Origin of the sequence: Nocardiopsis sp. N85 (assembly GCF_028882275.1) — a bacterium.
In the GTDB taxonomy this organism is placed as follows: Bacteria; Actinomycetota; Actinomycetes; order Streptosporangiales; family Streptosporangiaceae; genus Nocardiopsis; species Nocardiopsis lambiniae.
On record NZ_JARBUT010000007.1, the window covers coordinates 127958 to 152081 of the forward strand.

26 protein-coding genes and 3 pseudogenes are annotated in these 24124 nt (G+C 70.9%); 14 read left to right on the forward strand and 15 right to left on the reverse strand.

All coding sequences use genetic code 11. The features are described 5' to 3' along the window. Positions 1 to 249: 249 nt before the first annotated feature. Positions 250 to 348: pseudogene (locus PWG71_RS12090) on the reverse strand (IS481 family transposase); the annotation flags it as partial. Positions 349 to 475: 127 nt separating this feature from the next. Here PWG71_RS12090 and PWG71_RS28795 point away from each other — a divergent pair. Then, a pseudogene (locus PWG71_RS28795) lies at positions 476 to 730 on the forward strand (transposase); the annotation flags it as partial. A gap of 73 nt (positions 731 to 803) precedes the next feature. Here the strand turns inward: PWG71_RS28795 and PWG71_RS12095 are convergent. Together PWG71_RS12095 and PWG71_RS12100 are read right to left on the reverse strand one after the other, a co-directional pair. Then, positions 804 to 1091 carry a hypothetical protein gene (locus tag PWG71_RS12095; RefSeq protein WP_274809778.1) on the reverse strand — a complete coding sequence of 96 codons (288 nt, stop codon included), beginning with the start codon at positions 1089 to 1091 and terminating at the stop codon, positions 804 to 806. A gap of 2 nt (positions 1092 to 1093) precedes the next feature. Further along, entirely contained in the window at positions 1094 to 1276 is a 183-nt protein-coding gene (locus PWG71_RS12100; RefSeq protein WP_274809779.1) for a recombinase family protein, read from the reverse strand. 173 nt (positions 1277 to 1449) lie between these two features. On the opposite strand from PWG71_RS12100, the gene PWG71_RS12105 reads away from it, so the two are divergent. After that, positions 1450 to 2034: a DUF3887 domain-containing protein gene (locus PWG71_RS12105; RefSeq protein ID WP_274809937.1), complete on the forward strand. Its 585-nt coding sequence runs from the start codon at positions 1450 to 1452 to the stop codon at positions 2032 to 2034. A 53-nt stretch (positions 2035 to 2087) separates the two neighbouring features. Next, complete coding sequence (locus tag PWG71_RS12110; protein ID WP_274809780.1) at positions 2088 to 3026, forward strand: CPBP family intramembrane glutamic endopeptidase; 939 nt, start codon at positions 2088 to 2090, stop codon at positions 3024 to 3026. A 13-nt stretch (positions 3027 to 3039) separates the two neighbouring features. Here PWG71_RS12110 and PWG71_RS28800 read toward each other — a convergent pair. After that, a pseudogene (locus PWG71_RS28800) lies at positions 3040 to 3787 on the reverse strand (DUF4158 domain-containing protein); the annotation flags it as partial. A 234-nt stretch (positions 3788 to 4021) separates the two neighbouring features. On the opposite strand from PWG71_RS28800, the gene PWG71_RS12125 reads away from it, so the two are divergent. After that, the gene (locus PWG71_RS12125; protein WP_274809781.1) at positions 4022 to 4651 is read left to right on the forward strand and encodes a class I SAM-dependent methyltransferase; all 630 of its coding nucleotides are present in this window, start codon (positions 4022 to 4024) and stop codon (positions 4649 to 4651) included. A gap of 395 nt (positions 4652 to 5046) precedes the next feature. Here PWG71_RS12125 and PWG71_RS12130 read toward each other — a convergent pair whose 3' ends face one another. Beyond that, positions 5047 to 5997, reverse strand: a complete 951-nt coding sequence (locus PWG71_RS12130; RefSeq protein ID WP_274809782.1) for an aminoglycoside phosphotransferase family protein — start codon at positions 5995 to 5997, stop codon at positions 5047 to 5049. Between the two features lie 180 nt (positions 5998 to 6177). After that, positions 6178 to 6786, reverse strand: coding sequence for a helix-turn-helix domain-containing protein (locus PWG71_RS12135; RefSeq protein ID WP_274809783.1), 609 nt, complete (start codon positions 6784 to 6786; stop codon positions 6178 to 6180). A gap of 87 nt (positions 6787 to 6873) precedes the next feature. Here PWG71_RS12135 and PWG71_RS12140 point away from each other — a divergent pair, with 87 nt between their 5' ends. The 3 genes from PWG71_RS12140 to PWG71_RS12150 all read left to right on the forward strand — a co-directional run bounded on the left by PWG71_RS12140 (position 6874) and on the right by PWG71_RS12150 (position 9114). Continuing rightward, complete coding sequence (locus PWG71_RS12140) at positions 6874 to 7500, forward strand: class I SAM-dependent methyltransferase (protein ID WP_274809784.1); 627 nt, start codon at positions 6874 to 6876, stop codon at positions 7498 to 7500. Between the two features lie 39 nt (positions 7501 to 7539). After that, entirely contained in the window at positions 7540 to 8046 is a 507-nt protein-coding gene (locus PWG71_RS12145; protein WP_274809785.1) for a DinB family protein, read from the forward strand. 162 nt (positions 8047 to 8208) lie between these two features. Further along, on the forward strand, positions 8209 to 9114 hold the full coding sequence (locus PWG71_RS12150) for an NPCBM/NEW2 domain-containing protein (protein WP_274809786.1): 906 nt from the start codon (positions 8209 to 8211) through the stop codon (positions 9112 to 9114). Positions 9115 to 9177: 63 nt separating this feature from the next. Here the strand turns inward: PWG71_RS12150 and PWG71_RS12155 are convergent, their stop codons facing one another. Together PWG71_RS12155 and PWG71_RS12160 are read right to left on the reverse strand one after the other, a co-directional pair. Then, the gene (locus tag PWG71_RS12155) at positions 9178 to 9357 is read right to left on the reverse strand and encodes a DUF397 domain-containing protein (RefSeq protein WP_274809787.1); all 180 of its coding nucleotides are present in this window, start codon (positions 9355 to 9357) and stop codon (positions 9178 to 9180) included. After that, a complete protein-coding gene (locus PWG71_RS12160; RefSeq protein WP_274809788.1) occupies positions 9354 to 10169 on the reverse strand; it encodes a Scr1 family TA system antitoxin-like transcriptional regulator in 816 nt (271 codons plus the stop codon). Before PWG71_RS12160 ends, PWG71_RS12155 begins: the two co-directional genes overlap by 4 nt. Before the next feature lie 253 nt (positions 10170 to 10422). Here PWG71_RS12160 and PWG71_RS12165 point away from each other — a divergent pair, with 253 nt between their 5' ends. Continuing rightward, positions 10423 to 10854, forward strand: a complete 432-nt coding sequence (locus tag PWG71_RS12165) for an ATP-binding protein (protein WP_274809789.1) — start codon at positions 10423 to 10425, stop codon at positions 10852 to 10854. A gap of 351 nt (positions 10855 to 11205) precedes the next feature. Here PWG71_RS12165 and PWG71_RS12170 read toward each other — a convergent pair whose 3' ends face one another. Then, positions 11206 to 11961, reverse strand: a complete 756-nt coding sequence (locus PWG71_RS12170) for a GbsR/MarR family transcriptional regulator (RefSeq protein ID WP_274809790.1) — start codon at positions 11959 to 11961, stop codon at positions 11206 to 11208. 248 nt (positions 11962 to 12209) lie between these two features. On the opposite strand from PWG71_RS12170, the gene PWG71_RS12175 reads away from it, so the two are divergent. Further along, complete coding sequence (locus tag PWG71_RS12175; protein ID WP_274809791.1) at positions 12210 to 12881, forward strand: DUF4097 family beta strand repeat-containing protein; 672 nt, start codon at positions 12210 to 12212, stop codon at positions 12879 to 12881. A gap of 65 nt (positions 12882 to 12946) precedes the next feature. Beyond that, positions 12947 to 14110, forward strand: a complete 1164-nt coding sequence (locus PWG71_RS12180) for a serine hydrolase domain-containing protein (protein ID WP_274809792.1) — start codon at positions 12947 to 12949, stop codon at positions 14108 to 14110. 179 nt (positions 14111 to 14289) lie between these two features. Here PWG71_RS12180 and PWG71_RS12185 read toward each other — a convergent pair whose 3' ends face one another. Beyond that, positions 14290 to 15135, reverse strand: coding sequence for a DUF1206 domain-containing protein (locus PWG71_RS12185; RefSeq protein ID WP_274809793.1), 846 nt, complete (start codon positions 15133 to 15135; stop codon positions 14290 to 14292). Positions 15136 to 15329: 194 nt separating this feature from the next. Here PWG71_RS12185 and PWG71_RS12190 point away from each other — a divergent pair, with 194 nt between their 5' ends. Further along, positions 15330 to 15605 (forward strand): hypothetical protein, encoded by a 276-nt coding sequence (locus PWG71_RS12190; RefSeq protein ID WP_274809794.1) that lies wholly within the window; start codon positions 15330 to 15332, stop codon positions 15603 to 15605. Here PWG71_RS12190 and PWG71_RS12195 read toward each other — a convergent pair. Next, complete coding sequence (locus PWG71_RS12195; RefSeq protein ID WP_274809795.1) at positions 15560 to 15985, reverse strand: hypothetical protein; 426 nt, start codon at positions 15983 to 15985, stop codon at positions 15560 to 15562. The genes PWG71_RS12190 and PWG71_RS12195 overlap by 46 nt on opposite strands. Before the next feature lie 152 nt (positions 15986 to 16137). Here PWG71_RS12195 and PWG71_RS12200 point away from each other — a divergent pair, with 152 nt between their 5' ends. The 3 genes from PWG71_RS12200 to PWG71_RS12210 are packed head-to-tail and all read left to right on the forward strand — an operon-like array spanning position 16138 to position 18450. Beyond that, on the forward strand, positions 16138 to 16785 hold the full coding sequence (locus tag PWG71_RS12200; RefSeq protein WP_274809796.1) for a DUF998 domain-containing protein: 648 nt from the start codon (positions 16138 to 16140) through the stop codon (positions 16783 to 16785). A gap of 43 nt (positions 16786 to 16828) precedes the next feature. Then, positions 16829 to 17200 carry a YciI family protein gene (locus tag PWG71_RS12205; RefSeq protein ID WP_274809797.1) on the forward strand — a complete coding sequence of 124 codons (372 nt, stop codon included), beginning with the start codon at positions 16829 to 16831 and terminating at the stop codon, positions 17198 to 17200. Next, entirely contained in the window at positions 17197 to 18450 is a 1254-nt protein-coding gene (locus PWG71_RS12210) for an RNA polymerase sigma factor (protein WP_274809798.1), read from the forward strand. The genes PWG71_RS12205 and PWG71_RS12210 overlap by 4 nt, the downstream gene beginning before the upstream one ends. Here PWG71_RS12210 and PWG71_RS12215 read toward each other — a convergent pair. The 4 genes from PWG71_RS12215 to PWG71_RS12230 form a co-directional block, all read right to left on the reverse strand. Next, entirely contained in the window at positions 18437 to 18907 is a 471-nt protein-coding gene (locus PWG71_RS12215; protein ID WP_274809799.1) for a Fic family protein, read from the reverse strand. The two genes, PWG71_RS12210 and PWG71_RS12215, sit on opposite strands and share 14 nt — an antisense overlap. A 157-nt stretch (positions 18908 to 19064) precedes the next feature. Further along, complete coding sequence (locus tag PWG71_RS12220; RefSeq protein ID WP_274809800.1) at positions 19065 to 19388, reverse strand: hypothetical protein; 324 nt, start codon at positions 19386 to 19388, stop codon at positions 19065 to 19067. A gap of 42 nt (positions 19389 to 19430) precedes the next feature. Beyond that, the gene (locus PWG71_RS12225; RefSeq protein ID WP_274809801.1) at positions 19431 to 21041 is read right to left on the reverse strand and encodes an OmpA family protein; all 1611 of its coding nucleotides are present in this window, start codon (positions 21039 to 21041) and stop codon (positions 19431 to 19433) included. Between the two features lie 16 nt (positions 21042 to 21057). Then, on the reverse strand, positions 21058 to 23964 hold the full coding sequence (locus PWG71_RS12230; RefSeq protein ID WP_274809802.1) for a helix-turn-helix transcriptional regulator: 2907 nt from the start codon (positions 23962 to 23964) through the stop codon (positions 21058 to 21060). Positions 23965 to 24124: the final 160 nt, after the last annotated feature.

Below are 24124 nucleotides of genomic sequence, written 5' to 3' on the forward strand. Positions count from 1 at the left end.
CAGCGGGTAGGTGATGGTCATGGGCAAGAACACGGAGATGGACAAGGATGTTGACGAGCACGGGGATGTCGGTGCTCCTCCATCTCCTCCTGTGATTGACGGTGGGTGCTTGGGGAGAAGGCTGAACCGCACGGCCGGCGGGCCGTGCCGGCAGGACACCGACGTGGGCCCAGAACACCGTGAATGCGAAACCAGGGGCACCGCGCAGCGACCCCTACGAGGATCACCGGACATGGAACCGACCGTCCTGGTGTACTGCCCTGAGAGGTTAGGTACGCGGGAGGCGGGAGGGCCGTTGATCGCGGTGTGGAACCGGTGGTGATCGTCCTCGTGCAACCATCCGGTGAACGCCTCCCGCTTCTCGGCCTCTGAGAGGGCGTCTTGCTTGTTTTGGTCCCGGATCATCCTGATCCGATGATCCGGGACCACCGCGAAACCACCCCATGAAAGGCGATCACCTGGCAGTCCAGCGGATATGGCCTCCCGACGCCCCTACCGCACCGACCTGTCCGACGAACGCTGGGCTCTCATCGAGCCGACCCTGACCGCCTGGCGTGATGCCCGTCGCGGCCTGGGCATCAAAAAACCCGTCCACGACCTACGCGAGATCGTCAACGCCATCTTGTACGTCAACCGCACCGGTATCGCCTGGGAGTACCCGCCCCACGACTTGCCGCCCTACAAGACCGTCCACGGCCACTTCGCCCGATGGCAGGCCGACGGCACCACCGAGCACATCCACGACCTGCTGCGCCAAAGCACCCGCCGCGCGGCCGGGCGCCAGGCCGAGCCCAGCGCGGCGATCATCGACATCCAGGCCACACCGACCTCCTCCAACGTCGCCGAGTCCGAGCAGGGCTATGACGCGGGCAAACGCACCAAGGGTCGACCACGCGGGGGCGTCCGCCCTTGCGGCCGGCCCCGGCGGCCGATTCCAGGCCGTTGCGGGTCTTGCGGACGATGTCGCGGCGGCGGTCCTCGGCCAGGGCGAGCGCCAGGTCCAGGGTCAGGCTGCGCTCGGTGTGTTCTCCGGCGGCGATGCCGTCCAGGATCTTGACCGCTACCCCTTGCTCGAACAGGTCGTTGAGCACGATCAGCCCTTCGAGGAGGTTCGGCCCAGCCGGTCGGCCTCGGCGACGGTGAGCATGTCGCCGGGGCGCATGTAGTCCAGGGCGGCCTTCAGGGCGGGCCGGTCGCTCACCTTGAGCTTGCCGCTGACCTTCTCCTCGAACACCTTGACGCAGATCGGATCTTGGCGACGGCTGCGGTGCGGCATCCGATGCACACCACGCCCGCGCCAGAGGAAAGACTACGAGGCGGTGGATGAGCCCTCACGGTGGGCGGACACACCCGGTCGGGCAGTTTCGCACATCGTTGCGCGCACCCTCCTGGCGCACAGTCCGGTTGTAAAGCTATCCTTTACAAGTGCAAGAAGGATTGACAGATGCGATGCGGGTCTTGAAGGCGCGCACGGAGGCGTTCCTCGCGTCACGTGTCCTGACGAAGGACGACGACTGGGCCGACTCGATAGGACGTGCCGTGAGCATGCAGACGGCCGCCGATGACGTCGTGCGTGCTGTCGTGCAGCAGGCGCGCCAGAACGGCGCTACGTGGCAGGTCATCGGCGACGCGCTCGGTGTGAGCAGGCAAGCGGCGTTTCAGCGCTATGGCAAACCGATCGATCCCAGAACAGGAGAACCCATGAACACCACGCCACTCCCCCGCGTTGCCGAACTGGCCGCCTCGGTGATCGAGAACCTCGCTTCCGGGCAATGGACGCGTGTCACCGAGCAGTTCGATCCGACCATGCGCGATGGCCTGTCGGAGGACGCGCTCGCGGCCGCGTGGGCGCAGATCGTCGGCCTGTCAGGAGCCTTCGAAGGTCGTGGTGAGCCGGCGGTCACCCGGGCCGGCGACGTGACGATCACGAACACACCGCTCGCGTTCGAGGCGGGCGACTACACGGCACGGATCGCGTTCCGCGACGACCGCACCATCGCCGGTCTGCACATCCTCGAAGGGCAGACGTCGTGACCATCGAATCTCCGGACGGATCGAAGACGACCACGACCCAAGGCGGGCCCCGCATGAGCGGCCGCGATCTGCGATCCATCGGCGTGTTCACCACCCTGGCCTTCGCGCTCGCCTGGCTCCTCGCGCTCCCGCTCTGGTTCGGTGACGGACTCGCCAGCCCCTGGTTCACCCTCGTGGCGACCGCCACGATGATGACCCCCGCGATCGCCGCTCTCGTCGTCGTGTTCTTCGTGGAGCGGCCGCAGCAGAAGGCGTGGACGCTCGGACTGTGGCCGCTGAGACCGGTTCGCGGACTCCTCGTCTACTCGGCGCTGGGAATCTTCGTGCCCATCGCGCTGGTCCTGGTGGCGCTCCCGGTCGGCGCGCTGCTGGGGGTCTATCCGGCCGACTTCACGAACTTCTCCGCGTTCCGGCAGGTTCTCGACGAGCAGGCGGGCAGCGCAGGAGCGGCCGAAATCCCGATACCAACCGGCGCGCTCATCGCCATCCAGATCGCCATACTCCCCTTGGCGGCGTTCATCAACCTCATCCCGGCGCTGGGCGAGGAACTCGGGTGGCGAGGGTGGCTGCTCCCGAAACTGATACCGCTCGGTACACTCCCAGCCCTCCTGGTCTCTGGCGTGATCTGGGGCCTTTGGCATGCTCCGCTCATCCTCCTCGGGTACAACTACCCGGATGCACCGGGCTGGCTCGGCTTGACCGCGATGGTCGGCATGTGCGTTCTGGTCGGCGCGGTCTTCGGCTGGCTGAGGCTCCGATCGGGATCCGTGTGGCCCGCAGCCCTGGCACATGCCGCGTTCAACGGGGCGGGCGGGACCTACCTCCTTTTCGCCTCGGCGGGAGAGCACGTCGACACCACGCAGGCGACGGTCCTCGGCTGGAGCGGGTGGATCGTGCCGCTCGCGTTCGTCGTGGTCCTGATCGCCACGGGACAGTTCGCTCCCGCGAAGCACCCGTCCACCCCGCCGCCGAAGAAGGCCCACTACTCCTGAAGCCACGGCGAGCCGCCAAGCCGGTGATCTTGGTGAGGGTGACGCCCTCCAACCAGGTGTGGGTGTCGCCGAGCTCGTCCACCTCGGCCATGGAGGCGACCTGGGCCTTGAACCGCGACCAGGTCGCCCGCTGGGCGGGCTTCTTGAGGCGGTCGACCATCGAGTACCCGTCCTCGGCCACCGCCACCAGGGCCTTCAGCCGAGCTTGGCCCTCCTCGCCCATGCGGTCGTTGACCTGGGCGAAGATCTCGGCGTTGACCTCGCCGCGGATGCGTGTGGCCATCTCGTTCAGGGTGGTGAACCCCGGCAGCTCCAGCGACGCCTCCACCAGGCGGTCCAGCGCGGCGTTGATCAGGTCGGGCGGGTAGTTCCTGGACCGGGCGGTCTCACGGATCGCCTCGGCGGCGATCGTGCGGGCCCGCGGCGGGTCGTAGGTCACGCCCTGGCGGGCGCGGATCTGTTTGCGGTGCCACCTGGCGGTGCGCCCCGACCCGTGGTCGGGTTCGACGGCCTCGTCCAGGTCCGGGTAGTGGCGCACGTGGTCGACCACCTCGTCGGGGACCTCGCCGGCGGAGGGGAGGCGCGCCATTTTCTGGTGGCACTTCAACGCGAGCACCACCGCGAACAGCGCCTCGGGGGTGTTGGTGCGCTCACTCGCCCACGTGATCTCGTCGGCGTTGGGGGGTGAAGGACAGGTGCGGCATCCGCGCTGAGGCCGGCTTCTTGAACTGCGGGTAGGCCGTGCGCTCGATCGAGGCCACCGGCGGGCTCTCTCCGAAACGGGGGCAAGGGGTCGCGGACACGGTAGCCAGAGGCCGATCAGGAGCGTGGGGGTTTCACCGAACCGCAACCCAATACGGGCTCACATCACGGGCGAGCGGGGCCGTTGCCCCTTTCGGGCTTACTTGGTTCGCCCCCCTTCCTCGGATCCTTCCGGGCGGGAACCGGCCGGGGCGGGAGGACGGCCGCCGACCGCGGGTGTTAACTTCCTTCCCGTGGCGGAACACCAGGATGAGACCAGGGCGGCCTACGACGGCGTCGTCGAACCGTACGCGTCGATGTTCGCCGACCGGTTGCAGACACGACCGTTCTCGCGGAACATGATCGGCACCTTCGCCGAGCTGGTGCGCGGGACGGGGAACCGGCGGACGGCCGACGTCGGGTGCGGACCCGGACACCTGACGGCCATGCTGCACGACCTGGGGCTGGACGCCTTCGGGCTCGACCTCTCCCCGGCCATGGTCGACCACGCCCGGCGGGCCCATCCGGCGCTGCGGTTCGACGAGGCGCGGATGGAGGCCCTGCCGGTCGAGGACGGCGCGCTCGGCGGCGTGCTGGCCCATTACTCGATGATCCACACCCCGCCAGGGGAACTGCCCGCGCTGCTCGCAGAGCAGGCACGTGTCCTGGCACCGGGTGGCCTGCTCCTGGTCTCGTTCTTCGCGACCGACGGGCCCGAGCCGATCCGCTTCGACCACAAGGTGACACCCGCCTATGGCTGGCCGGCGGACCGGTTCGCCGAGGTGATGGCCGAGGCCGGGCTCCCCACGTTCGCGCGCCTGCTCCACGACCCGGCCTCGGAGCGGGGTCTCCTCGACGCCCACCTGCTGGCCCGTCTCCGCTAGGGCAGGCCCTGTCGGCGCATTCGCGTTTTGCTTTTTCGGCAAAGGTTTTTGTCGGATCCTCCCGGACGGGGACGGCCCGGGGGCGTCAACGGACGCCCCTCCCCACCACCGAGGCGAAAACCATGGACGCGCGGTTCCGGGACGAGACCGTACGGCCGCCGCGAACGGCTCTTCGGTGGCGACCCCAACGGGTGCTCGTCACCGACGTCGCCGATACGCCGTCGGGGCGGGCACTCGACGTGGGCTGTGGCGAGGGAAGGGAGGAGACGCGCTCTGGTCTCCGTCCACTGCTTTTCGCTTCCGCGCCGACCGCACCGCGCGGCCTCCTGGACTCCGTCGCCCTCGGCGGAAGCCTGCTCTTGGTCGGCCACGGCCACGGCGGTGCCGCGCCCGACTCAGTGGGCGACGCCGCCGGCGAACGGCATCTCCCGCCACTGGTCGACGGCCGGCACCAGGTACTCCACCAACGAGGGCAGTCGCGGTACGAGCGCGAGGGTGGTGATGGCGCGCAGCATCCCGACGGCGTTCACGAAACCGAGGACGTCCTCGTTCAGCGTCCTCATGCCGTTGCGTCGCGCGCCTCGGTCGTAGGCCGATTCCAGGTCGGGGCCCAGCGCCGCCAGGTCCCACTCGACGGGACCCAGGGTGACCAGCTCGAAATCGGCGTAGAGGTCCCCGTTCACCCCGGAGAAGACGTTCGCGGGCGGGGAGTCGCCGTGAACCGGCTGGAGTTCGATCCCGGGGAACGCCTCCTCGAACGCCGCACGCGAGCACACGAGGGGTTCCAGGACCCGCCACTCACGTCGCGCGCGGTCCAGGTCGGCCGGGCCGATGAGATCGGGGTGCCCTTCGAGCAGGACCAGGCCCTCCGTGATGGACCGCGGCTCGGCCGCGGACAAGAACGACAGCCGGCCCGGGTACCCGCGCATCGCGGCGTGCAGGTCGGCGACGCTTTCGGAGTTCGCCGCGTAGTCGGGCTCCTTGTCGCGGTCCTCCTCGACGAACCGCCAGAACGTCATCGAGAAGCGATCGCGCCGAACGGGTTCCGGCGGCACGAGGGGGCTGGGCTCGATCACGGGGGTCCCGCGATCCGCCAGCCACCGTGTCACGTCCAACTCGGACCGCTGGCGGTCCGCCAGGGAATCGAGGTCCGTACAGGGTGGCAGGACGGTGGGGACCCGGGCCACGACCGGTGCGGGCGCGAGGTGGACGACGACGGAGAACAGGTCGTGGAGCACCCTGGCGTCGGTAACGGTGAGTCCGAGGTCGCGCCCCGCCTCGACGGCCGCGTCGACGGCGGCGGAGGTGCGGCGGGCGAGGTCCCGTGGCGTGATGGAGTCGGTCATGGTCCGATCGTTCCAGATCCGCGAACGTGGGGGCGACGGCTCATCCGCCGTCCCGTCGATCGGGGTCCCGTCCCCTCCGCCCGGACACGTTCCGGGCCATCGCGACGGTGATCCGGGGGTGACCGCCGACCGGAACCCGGTCGGCGACGCGGGGAACGGCAATCGGGCGACCGGGCCCGGTCAGCGGTCCGAGGACGTGGACGTGGACGTGGAGGCGGGGGCGGCGCGCACGTGCGCGCGCACCCCTTGCAGGCCGAAGAGGATGAGGAGTTCGACCACTCCGCCGTCGGCGCTGCCCAACCAGTGCGGCGAGGACGTGTCGAACTCGGCCACCTCACCGGGCGTCAGCGTCAGGTCGTGCTCGCCGAGCACGAGCCGCAGACGGCCGTTGAGCACGTACAGCCACTCGAAGCCCTCGTGTGTCCGAGGGGTCGGTTCGAGCGGTTCGGGCCGCGCGGGAATGATCATCTTGAACGCCTGCGTACCGCCCGGCCGCCTGGACAACGGAACGAAGGTCATCCCGAACCGCCGGATCGGCTTCAGGTGGATGCGGGGATCGCCCGTGCGCGGGGCGCAGACGAGGTCGTCCAACGGGACGTCGTAGGTGCGCGCCAGCGGCAGCAGCAACTCCAATGTCGCCCGGCGTCGCCCGCTCTCCAGTCGGGACAGGGTGCTCTCCGAGACCCCGGTCGCCTCCGCGAGGTCGGCGAGGGTGACGCCGCGCTCGCGGCGCAGCGCGCGCAGCCTCGGGCCCACCACGTCGAGTACGTCCCGCGTCTCACGATCCACGGGACCATCTTGCCAGAACCGCAAGTTTTCGTGCCGAACCGTGGTGATCCGGCGAGACTGAGCGCACCTCGACAGAAGGAGCCCCTCATGAGCACCACCGACGCGGTCGCGTTCTGGGACGACCTTTACGCGGCCCGACCGGCCGCCACCGACCCGCGACCGAACGCCCGTCTCACCGAGATCGTCACGGACCTGCCGCCCGGCGACGCGCTGGACCTGGGGTGCGGCACCGGCGGAGACGCGCTGTGGCTCGCCCGGCGGGGGTGGCGCGTCACCGCGATCGACATCTCGGCCGTGGCGGTCGAGCGGCTCGCCGGCCTCGCACGCTCGGGCGGTCTGGAGAAGGTGATCACCGCCGAGCGGCACGATCTGCGCGCCTCCTTCCCACAGGGCCGGTTCGACCTGGTCTGCGCCCACTACCTCCACACCCCCTTCGACCTGGACCGGGCGGCCGTCCTGCGCTCGGCCGCGCACGCCCTGCGCCCGGACGGACGGCTACTGGTCGTCGACCACGGCTCGACCGCGCCGTGGTCGTGGAACCGGGATCCCGACGCCCATCACCCCACCCCACAGGAGGTCGCCGCGGGCATCGATCTGGACCCGGCGGCGTGGACGGTCGAGCGGGTCGACGCGCCCCGCAGGATCGCCACCGGGCCGGACGGGCGCACCGCCGAGGTCATCGACCATGTTCTGCTCGTCCGCCGCACGGCCTGACCAGGTTCCGGGAGCGGACCGCGACGAAGGAGGATCCTCATGCCGACGGCCTCACGCCGCCATCGGCGCGGCGACACCCCGCCGCCCCGGACCGGGAGCGGCGAGACCGAGGTCCTGCGCGGGTTCCTCGACTACCTTCGGGCCTCGATGGCGGCGAAGGTCGAGGGCGCCCCCGAACCGCAGGTGCGCACGGCCGGGGTGCCGTCGGGCACGAACCTGCTCGGGCTGCTCCACCATCTGACCTTCGTGGAACGCTCGATGTTCCTGGGGGACGAGGTCACCGACTGGCAGGCGACGTTCCAGGCCGCGCCGGAAGACGGGGTGGCCGATGTCGTCGCCCGCTACCGGGAGGCGGTCGAGCGCGCGAACGAGGTCCTCGACGGGTGCGACGACCTGGGCGCCCCGGTCCCCCGGCCCCGGGTCCGGCCGGAACGTCCCGCGCCCAGTGTCCGCTGGGCGCTCGCGCACATGATCGAGGAGACGGGCCGCCACGCGGGTCACGCCGACATCCTGCGCGAAAGGATCGACGGCGAGACCGGCCGCTGACTCCGACACCGAGGAACGAGCGGGCGGAATCCGTATCGAAAACGAATAAGAACGCGAACAGCCCGGAAGTGGAAACCGAAAGATCTCCCCTGTGAAGAAACAGGGCGGCGATCTCCGAAACCCACTGGCACCGCCAAAACCCCCTACCCCATACTTTCCCGTATGTGGAGAACCCGGTTTTTCCTGTGGGCCACCTGGTCGCTCTGGCTCCTCGCGGCCCTCGGCCTCGCCGCGTGGCTGCTGTGGATCGGCGGTGGCATCACGGAGGCGGCCTCCTGGGAGTTCTTCTCCTGGTCGGCCGGGTCCTTGACCGCCATCGTCGCCGCCCTGGGCACCTTCACCGTTTTCGTCCTGCGCGGGGCGCGCACTCCCGAGGAAGAGGGGGCGCCTCCCTGGCCGCACAAGCGGGTCGAGTGGACCCGGGCAGCCGTCTGCTTCTCGGTGACGGTGGCTCTCATCGGCGGTGTCCTCCTGGGAGGAGCGGGTCAGCACGTGGCCCACCTGCTCAAGGAGAGTGTGGCCGAGCGGACCGGTGCGGCGGGGAACGGCGTGGGGAACCCCGGACCTTCCGGGACCGCCACACCGGAGATCGGTGGCTCCTCGGAGGGCACCGGAGAGGGGGTGGCCGTCACCTCGTCCCCGGACGATCCACAGGATGACGTCTCGGCCCCGGTGAGTCCTTCCCCGGAACGGAAGTCGCTGCTGGGTCTCCAGAGGACCTCCTCCACCCACCATCAGGGCACCGGAACCGTCCGGGTCGGGGGTGACACCTACACCGAGGCCGTGCATCTGGGCAGTTGCGCCCTGTGCTCCATGGAGTACGACCTCGGCAAGGACTGGACGACCTTCGAGGCGACGATCGGCCTGGCCGACGATTCCGAGGAGGGCGCCGAGGTCACCTTCCGGATGTACGCCGACTCCGACCCGGTCCTCAGCCACACCCTGTCCCGAGGTGAGGTCGAGGAGATCTCCATCGATGTGGAGGGGGCGTTGTATTTGAAACTGGAGGCCGAGCGGGTCAGTAGCGGAGGCATCGCCGTGTGGGGCGACCCTGCCGTGTTCCGCTGATCCCGACGCCTTCAACGGGGTCGTCCCCCGCCGGCACGGCGGCGGGGACGACCCCGTTGAAGGTCAGGAGGAGGCGAGGGTGCTCAGGAGAGTGGTCCACTCCCCGGCGGTGAACTCCAGGTGCCCGAGTTCCCGGTTGCGGGTGTCGCGCACGGCGGCCCCCGTGTCCGTTCCCGCGACCTCTACACAGTTGCCACCGGTCCCGTTGCTGTACGACGACTTCTTCCAGTCTTCGGTCATCATCTGATGTTGCCTCGAATCTCTTCCATCTTCGCGCGGGACTCAGGTACCGGCAGCGCAGCGCTCCTCAGCTCCGCGAACGTGCGCTCGTAGCTTGCCACAACCTCCGGTTGTTTCAGGACGAACCCGGTCTCCTGGCTCTCCACGTAGACGAATGTGCCGGTATCGGGCACTTCCATGAGCGTAAAGGCCCCGCCCAGCCCCGCATGCCCTTCGGTGTTCAACGGCACGATCTGAATCCGCAGGCGAGGACGTTTCGACTGTTTGACGAGGTGCTGAATCTGAGCGTCCATGATCCCCGGATCGTGGAACCGGCGCAGCAGCACGCTCTCGTCCAGCAGAACCGTCATCGCAGGTGGGTACGCACGGTCCAGGAGTTCCTGCCGGTGCCTACGGGCGGCCACGATCTTGTCGATGCTCTCGGGCTCGGCGCGGGGACGGGCGAGCATGCTGATGCCGCGCGCGTACTCCTCGATCTGGAGGAGGCCCGGCACCAGGCCGAGGGAGTACTCCCTGATCTCGATGGCGGTCTGTTCGGATTCGGCCACTTCGCGGAAATACGCGCTCGTGCCTCCCTCTGAGAAGGAGGCGTCCCATGCGCCGATGAGCACACCGTGCGCGGTAAGGGCCGAGTCCAGCAGCACCACATAGTCCCGCTGTGTCCCCTTTTTGCCGAGCTCCAAATCGCTGATGGTGCTCTGCCCGACCGTCGAGGACGCCGACAGCTCTTGCTGCGTGAAGCCCATCTGAGCACGCAGTTTTCTCAAGAGGCGACCGAACCTGGCCCTGGAGATCTTGAGGTCGTCACCTGCCACGTCTTCTGCGCTCCGATCCCTTATCTCGGATTACCGACGCTTATAAAAAAATTACCGAGAGTGACGATAAGCGTAGACCACAGGGCGAGGCCACGGGCAAGGTTGGCGAAGAAAAGGCCCTCGCGACAAGTGAAAAACCTCGGGGGTCGAAGTCGCGAGCGACCCTCCGAGGCAGAAGTGCCACGCCTCCAAAACCCCGAAATGAGACGAAATGCAATGTACCGTTCCGCGCCAGCGTGGCTCGGGGTCGCCCTTGCCACTCCCCCGTCGGCTGAAGGTCACCGACCCCGACGTATCGGCGTTGCTGGTCCCGGCACTGGACGCGGACGACACGGAATGGTACGACGCCCACGTCCGGCCCTGGGCCTATCGAGCCGCACGAAGCGGCTCGACGGTCTCCCGCCGGGTGGCCCGGGTCTCCGTCGCGCTCGTGCGCAACGCCCACCGGTGGACCCTGTCGGGGCGGCCCGGCGGCACGGCCGAACTCCGTGTCCGCCGCACGGGGTTCCAGGTGGAGGTGGCCGTGACCGACGACGGCGCGGTACCCGGTGAGGACGGCTGGTACCCCTTCCCCACGCTGGGCGCCGGCACGGGCCTGCGACTGGTCGACTCCCTCTCCCTCTACTGGGACTGGGAGGGCGGCGCCGGGACCCCCACCCGGGTCCGCGCGATCCTCGACCGCTGAACCACCCGGACCACCACCGAGCCGGTGCGGCGGTGTCGCACCCCGACATCCTCGCTCTCGGAGGAACACGAGCAGGGTCCGGGATCCCACCGCCGCACCACTCACGACCCTCACCACGTCCAAGGGCCCGAGGAGGCCGTCCGCATGTGCGCGTGGAAGTTCGCCGAGGCCGCCGCCGAAGCCGGTTCCGCCACCCTCATCGAGGGCCCTGGCCAGGTCGAGATCCAAGGGATCACCGCCCCCGGTGACCAGGAGGGCGCGATGCGCTTCGACCTGGTCGCTCGGACCGGAGGAGGACCTTGGGCCCACCCGTCCCACTCCCCCACCGGACACGGCCGTCGAGAGGGCCGCCTACCCGTGGTCCGAGTCGGGCTCGGCGATGCCGTCCGAGGCCGCTTCGGGTTCGGTGTACAAGATCTCGCGGGCCTGCTCCGCGGCGCGTGCGATGCTCTCGCCGACGAAGTCGACGAAGCGGGCGACACCTTCCAAGCGGGCGGCGGCCCGGGTGGTGGGGCCCAGTACGAGAACGCCCTGCCGCACGGTCTCCACGAGCCGGGCGTGGGCACGGACGCTGGCGATCATCGACTGGTACCAGACCTCGTCGTCGACGGCGTAGCGTTCTCTGCGGCCCTCGTCGCGCTCTCGGCGAACGAGTCCCTGGCCCTCCAGGAACGCGATCGCTTTGGAAACGGACGCCGGACTGACCTGTAGGCGCTGCACGAGTTCGGACGCGGTGAGGCTGCCCGCGTCGGTGGTGTAGAGCGACACCAGTACCCGGGCGGTCATCCTGGGCAGCCCCGATTGCTCGAAGACGGTGGTGAGCGCCTCCTCGAATCCGCGCACCGCCTCGGCGTCGCGCCCGTCGTCCTGCGAGGGCGCCTCCTGCCCCCGGGGCGCGGTCTTCCTGCGGCGGTGGGCACGGTGTTCGGTGGCGCGGTGGGCGATGTCGGCCCGGTAGACGGTGGGACCGCCGTTGCGCATCACCTCGCGCGTGATCGTCGAGGTGGGGCGCTCCAGCCTCCTGGCGATCTCCGCGTAGGCCAGGCCTTCGGCCAGTCCCGATGCGATCTGTCGGCGTTCGTCCTGGTCGAGCCTGCCTCCCGGCATCGCGGCCCCCTTCGTGGTCCATGGTCCGCAGTGTGGCCAGCATAGCGTTCAATTCCCATCTATTGCAACGAGCAGAGCTGATTCATTGCATTAGATTCACGACCATTGCAACAATTGAAAGTTCTCTACCTGCTAAAACAAAGATCAGTCGCAACAATCATGTTGCCCAATCTTTGAATGCAACGTAGCGTTTCCATCATCAGAAACGGCGGGGCGAAGCGGACCCGCCACAGGAGAAGGAGCACGCCATGCACACGTTCGACACCCCCGCCCCCGTCTCCGCCGCCCTGGAGATCCCCGCCGGGCGCATCCGGTTCATCGCCGCCGACCGGACCGACACCACGGTCCGGGTCCTGCCCGCCAACGCCTCCAAGGGCCGCGACGTCAAGGCGGCCGAGCGGGTCACCGTCGCCTACGCCGACGGGGTCCTGCGGATCCAGGCCCCCGAGCCCGAGAACCGGCTCTTCGGCCCCGCCGGATCCGTCGAGGTCACCGTCCAACTGCCCGCCGGCTCCCGGATCGAGGCCAAGGCCGCCACCTCGGAGTTCCGGGGCGTCGGCCGCCTCGGAGACGTCTCCTTCGAAGCCGCCCAGGGCTCGGTCGAGCTCGACGAGACCGCGGGCGCGCACCTCGGCCTCCTGGACGGTGACGTCTCGGTCGGCCGCCTGGGCGGCCCCGCCCGGATCAGCACCCACAAGGGCGACATCGACATCACCGAGGCCGTGCGCGGCACGGTCGAGCTGCGCACCGAGTCCGGCCGGATCTCGGTCGGCGCCGCCCCCGGGGTCTCCGCGTCCCTGGACGCCGGCACCTCCTACGGCCGCATCCACAACACGCTCAACAACACCGACGGCGCGGACGCGGGCCTGAACATCCACGCGACCACCTCCCACGGCGACATCACCGCCCGCGGCCTCTAGCCGGTGGCCCGGCGATCCCGTCCGTCCCATCGCGTTCTCCCGCGGTTCCGAAGGAGCACACCACCATGACCAACGACCTCAACGACCAGGACCGACTCCCCCTGGCGACCACTGCGGCCACCGGAGCCCCCGACGCCGCCGGGCAGGAGCGCCCGGAACTACAGAAGGCCATCGAGGAGGTCGTCGATCTCGGTTTCGTCGGGGTGCAGATGCGCGTGCACGACGAGCGGGGCACCTGGGTCGGCAGCGCCGGTGCGGCCGAGCCGGGCAAGGCCGCGAAGCCACCGACGGACGGACGGTTCCGGATCGGGAGCAACACCAAGACCTTCGTCGCGACCGTGGTGCTGCGACTGGTGGCCGAAGGTGGGATCGGGCTGGACGACCCGGTGGCCGACCACCTGCCCGGGTTCGGACTGGACCGGCGGATCACGGTGCGGATGCTGTTGCAGCACACCAGCGGGATCTTCAACTTCACCGGTGAGTACTACGAGGACGGGACGTACGCGCCGGGGATCACCTGGGCGGGCCGGGAGTGGGTGGACCATCGGTTCGCGACCTACCGACCGCAGGAACTGGTGGAACTCGCACTGTCGAAGCCGGCACGGTTCGAGCCGGGCGCGGGCTGGAGCTACTCCAACACCAACTACGTGCTGGCCGGGCTGCTGATCGAGAAGGTCACCGGTCGCTCGCTCGCCGAGGAGATGCGGCGTCTGATCCTGGAGCCGCTGGGCCTCTCGGGCACGGTGGTCCCGGGCACCGAGACCGAGGTCCCCGAACCGCACGCCCACGCCTACTACCGGTACGAGGAGGACGGCAGGGAGAAGACGGTCGACGTCACCCGCCAGAACCCCTCCTGGATCTCCAGCGGCGGTGACATGATCTCGACCACTCAGGACCTGCACACGTTCATCTCCGCGCTGGTGGGGGGTGGGCTCCTGCCGGCCCCGCTGCTGGCCGAGATGTGCGGGCCGCACCCCGAGAGCGGCTACGGCCTGGGCGTGTTCGTACAGGAAGCGGGCCCCGACGGCGGCACCGTCATCACCCACAACGGCGGTATCGCGGGCCACGCGGGGCTGATGTACTGCTCGCCCGACGGCGGTAGGACCCTGACCGCCTCGCTGAACTACGTGGACGACGCCGACATGTCCCTGGCGGAGGCGTTCCAGAAGGCGACTCGAAGGCTCGTCGAGGAGGTGTTCGGCGGCATGGGGACCGAACCCGCACGGTAGGCGGGACCGGGCGTCTCGGGCCCGCACCCCTTGTCCGCCCCCTTCGTGCGGGTGACCGAGGGCTCGGTTCCGACCGTCGACGGGTCGACCGCCGCTGATCTCCCCTGTGGTGGGCACGCCGCCGGCCATCGGCTCCGGGAAGACGTCCTCCCCGCCGGAGACGTCCCGCGTGAGGTGGATCAGTCGCGCTGCCAGCGGGCCTGGCAGAAGCAGTAGACGCCGTACAGGACCACGCCGACGGCGACCGCGACCAGGGCGTAGGGGCCGACGGGCGTCTCGGAGAAGGACCGCAGGGTGCCGTCCAGTCCTTGGGCCTCGTCCTCGTCGAAGGTCCAGGCGGCCTGCACGAAGAAGACGCCGGCGGTGCCCAGGACCAGGCCGTGGGTGATGATGCCGGCGGTGCCGATCCACACGACCGCCGTGCGCACGGTGCGGGAGGCGCCGTCGAAGGTGAGGTCACGGGTGAAGCGCCGGGTCGCGCCCTTCCAGATCTGATAGCAGCCGACGCCGATGAGGGCCAGACCGATGAGCGCGATGAGCCAGCGGCCGAACGGCAGCGACATCAGCTGGGCGGTGAGCGATTCGGCCTGGCTGTCCTGGCTCTCCGGAGCGCCCCGGCCGAGCAGGAAGGTGACGATGGCGAAGGTCAGCGCCGCGCAGGTGGCGGCCCGCACCGCGCCGGCGAGGCGCTTCTTGGCGTCGTCCTTCACCAGCAGGGCGAGCAGGACCTGCCACAGGGTGAGGGCGGCCAGGCCCACGGCGACCACCCACAGGAGGATCGTCCCGACCTCACCCTGCGCGATGATCTGGAGGGCACCGCTGTTGTCGGCCTCCTCGCCGCCGGAGTCACCGAAGGCGATCCGCAGGGCGATGTAACCGATGATGAGGTAGATGAGGCCCCTGGCGGCGTACCCGATGCCGGCCAGGATCCGGAGCGATCTGCTGTGGGCCGCCTGCCGCCCGGCGCGTTCACCGTCTGCCTTCGCCTTGTGCGCGGAGCGCCGTGCCTTCGAGGAAGCGTTCATAACGCACCGGTGCCCCCTGAAAAAGGGAGGAAACGGTATCAACGGGATAGGGCGGTGTTCGCCCTGTTCAGAGGGGTTCCGATGTCCGCCGTCCGCCCGCCCCTCGACGCGCGTCCGACCCGAGACGCCGGGCCGGTGGCGCCCGTTGTCCGCCCCGGCACGACGGAAGCGGACACGGCCGGGAGTCGAACGGCATGGCCGACCGACTGGGCGACGGATTCGGGTCGGTGCCGCCGTTCACCCTGGCGGGGGAGCACGTCGAGGAGTCCCGCCGGGCCCTGGCCGACGTGTTCCCCGACGGTTCCCACATGGACACGGCGTCGGGGATCCTCCGGGATCGGGGGGTGGAGGTCGTCGAACGTCGACCGGGGTGCGAGGCCCCGCCCGCGGGCGCCGAGGCGCGGGGCGGGGCCTGCCGGCGATCTCAGACCCGGGTCATGGTGGAGGTGTATCCGCCACCTCCCGGGTAGACCCACTCGCCGACGACCGTGTCCCCATCGGGGCCGAAGACACCCTCGTAGTACGCCGGTCCGCCCTTGGCCCCGGCCCAGATGAACAGCGTGTCGCCGTCGAGCTCGTAGACGTGGTCGAAGGTGTTGCCCCAGGCGTCGTAGAACCGGGACACCACGTCCGCGCCGACCGGTTCGCCGAACGGGTGCAGGTTCCCGATGACCTCCAGACCGGTCACCGGTTCGCCGAACTGTGCGAGTTCCACGTGCTGGAGCAGGAAGAACCCTCCGGCCATCCACTCGTACCGCACGGTCCCCTCGGCTCCGCCGGTCACCGACCAGGTGCCGACCAGTCGGTCCAGCGCCGTGACCGCTCCGCTCGGTCGGATGTTCTCGTCCATCTCGTCCTCCTCGGGTGGGGTTGCACCGGTACCTCGTGGCCGACTCCCCCGCCTCGACACCCTGTCCATGTGATCCAGATCACATTCCTCGGAGGTCGAGATCCCCGAACCGGCCACGAGGTACCGGCGAGAACCCACCCGAGGAGGACCCCGTGACCGCCACAGCCCACACGACCACCCCCGTCGGCGTACGCCGTTCCACCGACCGTCTGCTGATCGCCGGGGCCCTCGCCGGCCCGCTCTTCTTCGCCTCGGTCGGCGTCCAGATGCTCACCCGCGAGGGCTTCGACATCACCCGACACCCGATCAGCCAACTGGCCACCGGCGACTCCGGCTGGATCCAGATCGCCACGTTCGTCCTGGCCGGCCTGGGCGTCCTCGCCCTGGCCGCCGGGACCGCCCGCACCCTCACCGAAGGACGTGGGCGACGTGCGCTGCCGATCCTGCTGGCGGTCTTCGGCCTCGGGTCGATCGCGTCCGGCCTGTTCACCATGGACCCCCAGTACGGGTTCCCCGTCGGCACCCCAGACGGTCCCGCCGCCCGAATGTCATGGCACGGCATCGCGCACTCGGCCGCGGCCGCCGTCGCCTTCGGCGCACTGGCCGTCGCCGCCATCGTGCTGACCGTCCGCCACGCCGGTCGCCGCGCCGTGCTGCCGGCCGTGCTCGGCGGAGCCGCCGCGCTCGTCCTGCTGCTGCCGATGTCGCCGGACCACATGAGCGTCCAGATCGCGGTGAACGGCCTGGTCGCCTTCGCCTGGACGACCGCGCTGGCCCTGTGGCTGCGCCGCTCGGTGTGAACCGGACTACCTTGGACCACCCACGATCCGTGCGAGGAAGACGATGAGATATCTGCTCCTGGGTCACACACCCGCCGACGACTGGGACCCGGCGTCCGCCGACACCCCCTCGGAGGACGCCCTGACCGCCTTCGCCACCTACCAGCGGCTCGAACGCGAACTGCTCGACAGCGGCGAACTCGTCGCGAGCGAGGGCCTGGGGCACCCGGCCGTCAGCACCACCGTCCGCAGAACCTCCGACGGCGTGGTGGCCACCGACGGCCCGTTCGTCGAACTCAAGGAGGTCCTGGCCAGCTTCGCGATCATCGACGTGTCCGGCCACGAACGCGCCGTCGAGATCGCCTCCCGGATCGTCGAGGCCCTCGGGGAGCCGATCGAGATCCGACCGATCATGGGCGAGGACTTCACGGCGTGAACGCGGACATCGAGCACCTGCTGCGCACCGAGGCGCCGCAGGTGCTCGGCGCACTGGTGCGGCGCTTCGGACGTTTCGACCTCGCCGAGGACGCGGTACAGGAAGCGCTCCTGGTCGCGAGCCGGACCTGGGCCGACGACGGCGTCCCGGACGAACCGCGCGCCTGGCTGATCCGGATCGGCTATCGGAGGATGGTGGACCTGCTGCGCTCCGACCGGGCCCGCCGGGAGCGCGAGCAGCGCATCGGCGCCGCCGAACTCGTCATGGGGGAACCGGACCGCCGGCCGGCCCCCGCCCGGGAGAACGACGACAGCCTCACCCTGGTGCTGTTGTGCTGCCACCCCGTGTTGAGCACCACCTCGCAGGTGGCGCTCACCCTGCGCGCGGTGGGCGGATTGACCACGGTCGAGGTCGCCCGCGCGTACGGGACGACCGAGGCGACCATGGGGACGCGCATCAGCCGTGCCAAGCAACGCCTGGACCGCGAGGGCGTTCGCTTCGCCCCGCCGACCGACGCCGACCGGGACGACCGGATGGCCGCCGTGACGCAGGTGCTCTACCTGATCTTCAACGAGGGTCACACGGCCGGCGCGGGCGACGACCTGGTCCGCGTCGACCTGAGCCGTGAGGCGATCCGGCTGACCCGCATGCTGCACGCGCTCCGGCCCGACGACGCCGAGGTGACCGGTCTTCTCGCGTTGATGCTGCTCACCGGATCGAGGCGGGCCGCACGCGTCGGCGATGACGATGAACTGGTGCCGCTGGACGAGCAGGACCGGACGCTGTGGGATCGCGGGCTGATCCGCGAGGGCACCGGGTTGATCGACGCCGCCTGGGACCGCCGGGAGGTGGGCCCGTACCGGTTGCAGGCGGCGATCGCCGCCGTGCACGCCACCGCCGGAGCACCGGAGGAGACCGACTGGCCCCGGATCGCGACGCTGTACCTCTGGCTGGAAAGGCTCGCCCCGACCGCTCCGGTGCGACTGAGCCGGGTGGTCGCGGTGGCCCGCGCCTACGGGCCGCATCGGGGCCTGGCCCTGTTGGACGACCTCAACCGACGCCACGGGGTGGACCGGGATCCGCTGACCCGGCGGCGACAGCTCGCGGTGCGCGCCCACCTGCTGGAGATGACCGGCGACGGGGAGGCCGCGGCGGATGCGTACCGTCGGGCGGCCGACCTGACGGCCAACCGGGTCGAGGAGAGGTACCTGCGCGACCGGGCCCGCCGCGCGGAGATCACCGGCCGCTGACCGCGCGCCCGCGGGCGGGGTCGATCAGCACCGCCACCAGGTCGGCGAGCGCGAGCGCGTCCTCGGGGTCGTCGGCGTGGCGTACCGGACGGCGGATCGGCCCCACCTGGTCCAAGGCCACGCCCTCCCGGGCCAGGACGAAGACCAGCGTGAGGAAGGCCGACCGACCGTTCCCGTCCTCGAACGGGTGGAAGAAGCACACGTCCAGGTACGCGCGGGCCGCGCGGGAGGCCGGCGGCGTCCCCGGTTCGTCGCTCTGGGCTAGGCACTCCGCGAAACGGATCGGCAGGTCGGGCCACGCCCCGTAGCGTTCACGGCCGCCCTTGGCGAACGCCGCTCCGGTGCGGAACGGTGCCGGACGCCCCAGGACACGGCGCTGCCAACCGGCGAGCAGTGCGAAGGTCGGGCGGGCCTCGGAGGCGGCGTCGGCGCGGACCCGCGCGAGCGCCTCCGACATCCCCTCCGCCCGTTGTGGCGACCGGGCGTGGTCGTGGGTACGGATGTCATGCTCCGCACCATCCCGGACCGGGACGAACTCCCCCTCAGAGGTCTCGACCGGGCGCGCCTCACCCCAGGGCACCGACTCGCGCACCGCGAGCCACGTCCTGAGGTGATCAGTACCGTTCGGGGTCACCGGGCTCCACCGGCCCGCCGCCCGGTTCGTCTTCGTCGAGCGCCCAGCGCCATCCCGTGGCCCACCGCCCGAACCGTTCCACCAGGGCGGCGGTCATGGCGTCGGTCCAGACGCCGCCGTCCTCGGAACGTCGGACGTCCGGTTCCCCGGGACCGGCGGAGACGGACGGAGGTGTGGGGATCCGTCCGACGGTGACGAGCCCGCGTACGACCTCCGAAGCGGTGCCGGGGTCGAACGGATGGCGGAGCGGGTCGACCTCGTCCCAGGACAGGTCGTGGGGCCACGGCCCGCGATCGATCTTCACCGCCTCGGGGTTCCACGGTGCCCGACCGCGCACGCCGGGAGGTCACACGATCGGGACGTCCGGGATCTCGCCGAACGCGCCCGCGTGCAGGGTCATCGACGTGACGTCCTCCCCCGGGGCCGGGAACACCGCCAGCGCCAGGTACTCCTCCCCCGGCGCCAGCGTCAGCACCTCGTCGGCGAAGTCCTCGTACCCCTCACCGGTGACGATCCGCACCACGTACCGGGTCGACCCGTCGCCGGGCTCGATCAACCGGAACCCGCCCAGGGTCCCCTCCTCGTACCGGTCCGGCCCGCCCGGGAGCAGCGCGTCCTCGGCGTCGAGGTCCGCCTCCAGGTCGGCCAGGGTCGAGTTCTGGAACCCCACCGGCTGGAACAGGTAGGCGCCGTCGCGTACCAGCGGGTACACGTTGAGGTCGACGTCGTCGTGCGTGACCGTGGTGTACGCCTCCGGCTCGTCGACGAACGCCGCCGGCTCCGCCACGTGCCGGGCCGCCGAGTCCAGCCCCTCCCCGTCGGCCCCGCCCTCGCCTGCGGTGATGTCGGGCACCGTGTACTCGAACTCCACCCGCCGGTTGCGGGCTCGCGCCTCCTCGTCGTCCCCGCCGCCCTCCTCGGCGACGGGTTCGTCCGCGCCGCGCCCCTCGACCGAGAAGGTGAAGTCCTCGCCCAGCTCCCGCTCCAGCAGGTCGCGGACCGCCTCGGCGCGGCGCAGCGACAGTTCCCGGTTGTGGGCGTCCGTCCCCCGGGTGTCGGTGTGGCCGATGACGGTGATCTCCGCCGGCCCCGGGTTCTCGCGCAGGGTGTGGGCGGCGCGCAACAGGGTGGCGACGGCCTCCTCGGTGGGTTCGGCGGCGTCGACGTCGAACATGCGGTCGGCGTGCAGGGCGATGGTCGCCCGGTCCCCCGCGCGGGTGGTGGACGACTCCGGGGTGTCCACGAAGCCCTCCACGCTCTTCCGGAACGCCGAGACGTCCGTCCCCGGTTCGGGCACCGCCTCCGGGTAGTACAGGTCCTCGGGCAGCTCGTCGACGATCCGTTCGGAGTACTCGTTGAAGTACGCGTGGATGTTCGGTTCGGGTGCCGGGGCGAACTCCTCCACGTACTCCACCGGCAGCCCCGGCACGTGACCCAGCCCCGATCCGGTGAAGGTCATGTACTCGGCGTCGTGGACGGGCGCCGGGAAGTACCGCCGGAACCTCATCGGGATGCCCTGGTGGACGGGTGTGACGTTCGAGCCCTCGGTGAAGTAGGTGCCCAGGGGCAGGTCGGTCTCGGGATCCTTGATGGAGTCGAGCACCTCGCCGGTGACCGGATCGACCATCCGGGGGGACGCGGTGCGGTCGGTCACCGTGCCGTGGGCGCGGATGGGTTCGAGGACGTCGTGGTCGACCTCCAACATCAGGTACTCCCCGTTGTTCTGGAGGCGCAGGAACGTGACCTCCAGCAGGGGGTCGTTGCCGTTCTCCAGGAACATGCGCCCCTGTCGGGTGAGGGGCAGGTCGCGGTGGTCGGTGGCGTCCGCTTCGGCGGAGGGGGCCGGGTCGGTCGGCGGGTCCTCTCCGGTGCCCCGGCCGGGAATGAGGCCGCAGGAGGTCGACAGCAGGCTCAACGCCACGGCGGCGCAGGTCGTCGTGATCGCTCGTGCGGTCATCGCGAGGGAGGTCTCCTCAGGGGCCCGGGGCGGGGGAAGGGCCGCCGTCGCCGTCGGGGGCGGGGACGGGGGCCGCCAGGTCGCGGCGTGAGCGCAACCCCAGTTTGGACAGGGCGTTGGCCACGTGGGTCTCCACAGTACGCGGCGAGAGGTGCAGCAGGACGGCGATCTCCCGGTTGGTGCGGCCTTGTCCGGCCAGGGCCGCGATCTCCCCTTCCCGGGGGGAGAGCCGCCCGTCGTGGTGGGGGCGGGTGACGGTGGCGCACCCGGTGGTGACGCCGTGGGCGCGCAGCAGCCGGCGCACCCGGGCGGCGTCCCAGGAGGCGCCGAGTTCGGTGTACTCCTTCAGGGCGGTGTGCAGGGCGGTGAGGCCGGGTTCGACGCCCTCGCCGCGCGGGCGGGCGAAGTGGACGTGGGCGGCGGCCTCGCGGAGCTGGGCGGCGTCGTAGGGGCGGGGCATGGCGCGGTAGCCGGCCTCGGCCTCGGCGTACAGCAGCAGGGCCCTGTCATGGTGATCGTCGCGGCGGGCGAGCGCGGCCTCCAAGCGGATCAGGGCGGTGGCGGCGGCCGGGGCGTCGGTGCCGCGCAGCCCGGTGCGCAGGCGCACGCACAGGTCGCGGGCGATCGCCTCGCGCCCGCAGGCGAGCAGGGCCTCCATGCCCGGGACGAGGTCGGCGGCCCACACCCAGATGCCCTTGGCGGCGATGAGGGAGACCAGGTCCTCCACGTGTTCCCAGGCGCGGGCGGGTTCACCCCGGGCGAGGGCCAGACGGGCCATGAGACCGGCGGCGAAGGCCCGTACGGGAACGGTGTGGTCGGGTCGGGGCGGATCGTCGGGTCGGTCGCGGCAGGGGTGGACCCGGGCCAGGTGGGTGCGGGCCAGGGCGGGTTCGCCCTGGGCGAGGGCGAGGGCGGCGCGGAGGATGTCGAGTTCGGCGGTCACCGAGGGGGAGTGGGCCAGGCGGGGCGAGTCGAGGCGGTGTTCGGTCTCCTCGGCCAGCCCCCGCCAGTGTCCGCGGGCCCAGTCCAGGGTCAGGCGCAGGGCGCGCACGCTCTCGTGGACGTAGGGGGCGTCGTCGGCGCCCGACCAGGTCGCGGCGTCGTCGAGGTGACGGTCGGCGCGGTCGTAGTGGCCGAGCATGACGGCGGCGTCGGCGAGGTTGAGGGAACCGCGGGCGAACTCCCTGCGGCGGGCCAGTGCGTCGGGCGTGGGCGGGTCGAAGGAGGCGCCCGGGGCGGGCAGGTCGACCTTCCACGCGGCGGGGTCGCCGATCTGGGCGAGCAGGGTGGCGTGGTTGACGACGACGCTGTGGGCGACGGTGGTGTCGTGGCTGCGCCCGGCGGCGGCCAGGGCCTGTTCCATCCAGCGGCGGTGGGTGTCGACGGAGTCGGGGGTGCTGCGCGGGACCGCCAGGGCGCACATGGCGCGGGCGGCCAGGTCGGGCCGGTCGGCGAGTTCGGCGGCGGCGCGGACGAGTTCGCCTCGGGCGGTGCGGTTCCGGGCGGCCTGGTTGAGCAGGAGCAGGCCCAGCCCCATGCGCAGTTCGCCGCGTTCGGTGGCGGGCAGGCCCGGGATGGCGAGGACGTCGCGGAGCTGGTCGATGGTGTGTTCGGCGGAGATGCCGCTGACGGCGGCACGGCCGAGTTTGAGGGCCAGGTCGCGGCGCCGGCGGGTGGTGAGGTCGGGGCGGGTCAGGGCGTCGCGCAGCAGGGCGACGGCGGCGCAGTCCTCGCCTTGGCGCAGGGCGATGTCGGCGGCGCGTTCGGCGTGGTCGGTCCACTCGTCGAGGAGCCCGGCCTCGCGGGCGTGGTGGGCCAGACGGGGGTGGGGTGGTTCGGGGAGGCGGGAGAGGGCGGCCAGGGCCACGCGGTGCAGTCGGCGGCGTTTGCCGTGGGGCAGCGCGGTGTTGCAGACGTGGGCGAGCAGTGGTGTGGCGGCGGTGAGGGCCGCGGGTCCGGCGGGGGTGAGCAGGCCGTGACGGCAGGCGCGGGACAGGGCCTTGTCCGCGCGGGCGGGGGTGAGTTCGGCGACGTGCGCCAGGAGGGGCTCGGTGGCGGGTTCGCCCAGGACGCAGGCGGCGCGGACCAGGCGGCGGGCGTCGCCGTCCAGGGCGCGCAGGCGGTCCAGGATCCAGTCGCGCAGGGAGGGCGGGACGGGCGGACGTTCGGGGATCGCGGTGCCCGGACGGGGGTGTTCGGCGAGGTCGCGCAGGGTCTCGACGGCGGCCAGGGGAAGGCCGCCGGTCCAGGTGTGCAGGCGGCGGGCGTCGTCGGCGGTGACGTCGGTCCCGGTCAGGGTGCGTCCGGCCAGGACGCGCAGGTCGTGCCGGGTGAGGGGGGCCAGGGTGAGTTCGTGGTGGCGGACGCCCGGCGGGGTGCGGGCCGCCAGAGCGGCGACGGGGAAGGAGCGGGGCAGGTCCTCGGGACGGTAGGTGAGGACCAGGGCCAGGTGGGCGGGCAGGCGGGGGGTGAGGTAGGCGAGCAGGTCGCGGGTGGCGGGGTCGGCCCAGTGGACGTCCTCCAGGACCAGGACGGTCGGGTCCAGGGCGTCGAGGAGTTCGGTGAGGGCGCGGTAGAGCCGGTGGTGTTCGGCCGCGGGGTCGGCGGCGGGCTCCGGGGCCGGGGGCAGGTGGTCCGCGTGTTCGGGCAGCAGGGTGCGCAGGGCGCCGCACAGCGGGTTGAGGCCGCCGGGGACGGTGATCCGGCGCAGGGCTTCGATGAGCGGCGCGAAGGGGAACGGTTCGGCACCGGGCGGACAGTGGCCGGTCAGGACCGTCGGCCCGGGGAGGTCGTGCAGTTCCCGGACCAGGCGGGTCTTGCCGGTGCCCGCCGCCCCCGCCAGGAGGGTGAGGGTCCCGGGGGCGGTCGCCGCGCGCAGCCGTCGTCGTTCCCGCTCGCGCCCCACGAGCGGGGAGGAGCACATTACCCGACGGTATAGCGCGACGAGGTTCCGGAAAAGGGGGATATGAGTGACTTTCCGTGTTCATATTCGCGCAACAGTGAGGAAAAACGCCTCCCTCTCGGGGTTCACATGAGAGATATCGACGATATTTTCAGGCATTCCGGCCGTGGTGGGCGCGGCG

Bases quoted from the DNA above. Each gene is read 5' to 3' on its own strand.
- PWG71_RS12195 (WP_274809795.1), bottom strand. From the start codon at position 15,985: ATGGACGAGAACATCCGACCGAGCGGAGCGGTCACGGCGCTGGACCGA.
- PWG71_RS12180 (WP_274809792.1), top strand. From the start codon at position 12,947: ATGACCAACGACCTCAACGACCAGGACCGACTCCCCCTGGCGACCACT.
- PWG71_RS12175 (WP_274809791.1), top strand. From the start codon at position 12,210: ATGCACACGTTCGACACCCCCGCCCCCGTCTCCGCCGCCCTGGAGATC.
- PWG71_RS12170 (WP_274809790.1), bottom strand. From the start codon at position 11,961: ATGCCGGGAGGCAGGCTCGACCAGGACGAACGCCGACAGATCGCATCG.
- PWG71_RS12205 (WP_274809797.1), top strand. From the start codon at position 16,829: ATGAGATATCTGCTCCTGGGTCACACACCCGCCGACGACTGGGACCCG.
- PWG71_RS12145 (WP_274809785.1), top strand. From the start codon at position 7,540: ATGCCGACGGCCTCACGCCGCCATCGGCGCGGCGACACCCCGCCGCCC.
- PWG71_RS12230 (WP_274809802.1), bottom strand. From the start codon at position 23,964: ATGTGCTCCTCCCCGCTCGTGGGGCGCGAGCGGGAACGACGACGGCTG.
- PWG71_RS12105 (WP_274809937.1), top strand. From the start codon at position 1,450: ATGCGGGTCTTGAAGGCGCGCACGGAGGCGTTCCTCGCGTCACGTGTC.
- PWG71_RS12225 (WP_274809801.1), bottom strand. From the start codon at position 21,041: ATGACCGCACGAGCGATCACGACGACCTGCGCCGCCGTGGCGTTGAGC.
- PWG71_RS12100 (WP_274809779.1), bottom strand. From the start codon at position 1,276: ATGCCGCACCGCAGCCGTCGCCAAGATCCGATCTGCGTCAAGGTGTTC.
- PWG71_RS12130 (WP_274809782.1), bottom strand. From the start codon at position 5,997: ATGACCGACTCCATCACGCCACGGGACCTCGCCCGCCGCACCTCCGCC.
- PWG71_RS12140 (WP_274809784.1), top strand. From the start codon at position 6,874: ATGAGCACCACCGACGCGGTCGCGTTCTGGGACGACCTTTACGCGGCC.
- PWG71_RS12190 (WP_274809794.1), top strand. From the start codon at position 15,330: ATGGCCGACCGACTGGGCGACGGATTCGGGTCGGTGCCGCCGTTCACC.
- PWG71_RS12110 (WP_274809780.1), top strand. From the start codon at position 2,088: ATGAGCGGCCGCGATCTGCGATCCATCGGCGTGTTCACCACCCTGGCC.
- PWG71_RS12150 (WP_274809786.1), top strand. From the start codon at position 8,209: ATGTGGAGAACCCGGTTTTTCCTGTGGGCCACCTGGTCGCTCTGGCTC.
- PWG71_RS12155 (WP_274809787.1), bottom strand. From the start codon at position 9,357: ATGATGACCGAAGACTGGAAGAAGTCGTCGTACAGCAACGGGACCGGT.
- PWG71_RS12185 (WP_274809793.1), bottom strand. From the start codon at position 15,135: ATGAACGCTTCCTCGAAGGCACGGCGCTCCGCGCACAAGGCGAAGGCA.
- PWG71_RS12215 (WP_274809799.1), bottom strand. From the start codon at position 18,907: ATGTCGGAGGCGCTCGCGCGGGTCCGCGCCGACGCCGCCTCCGAGGCC.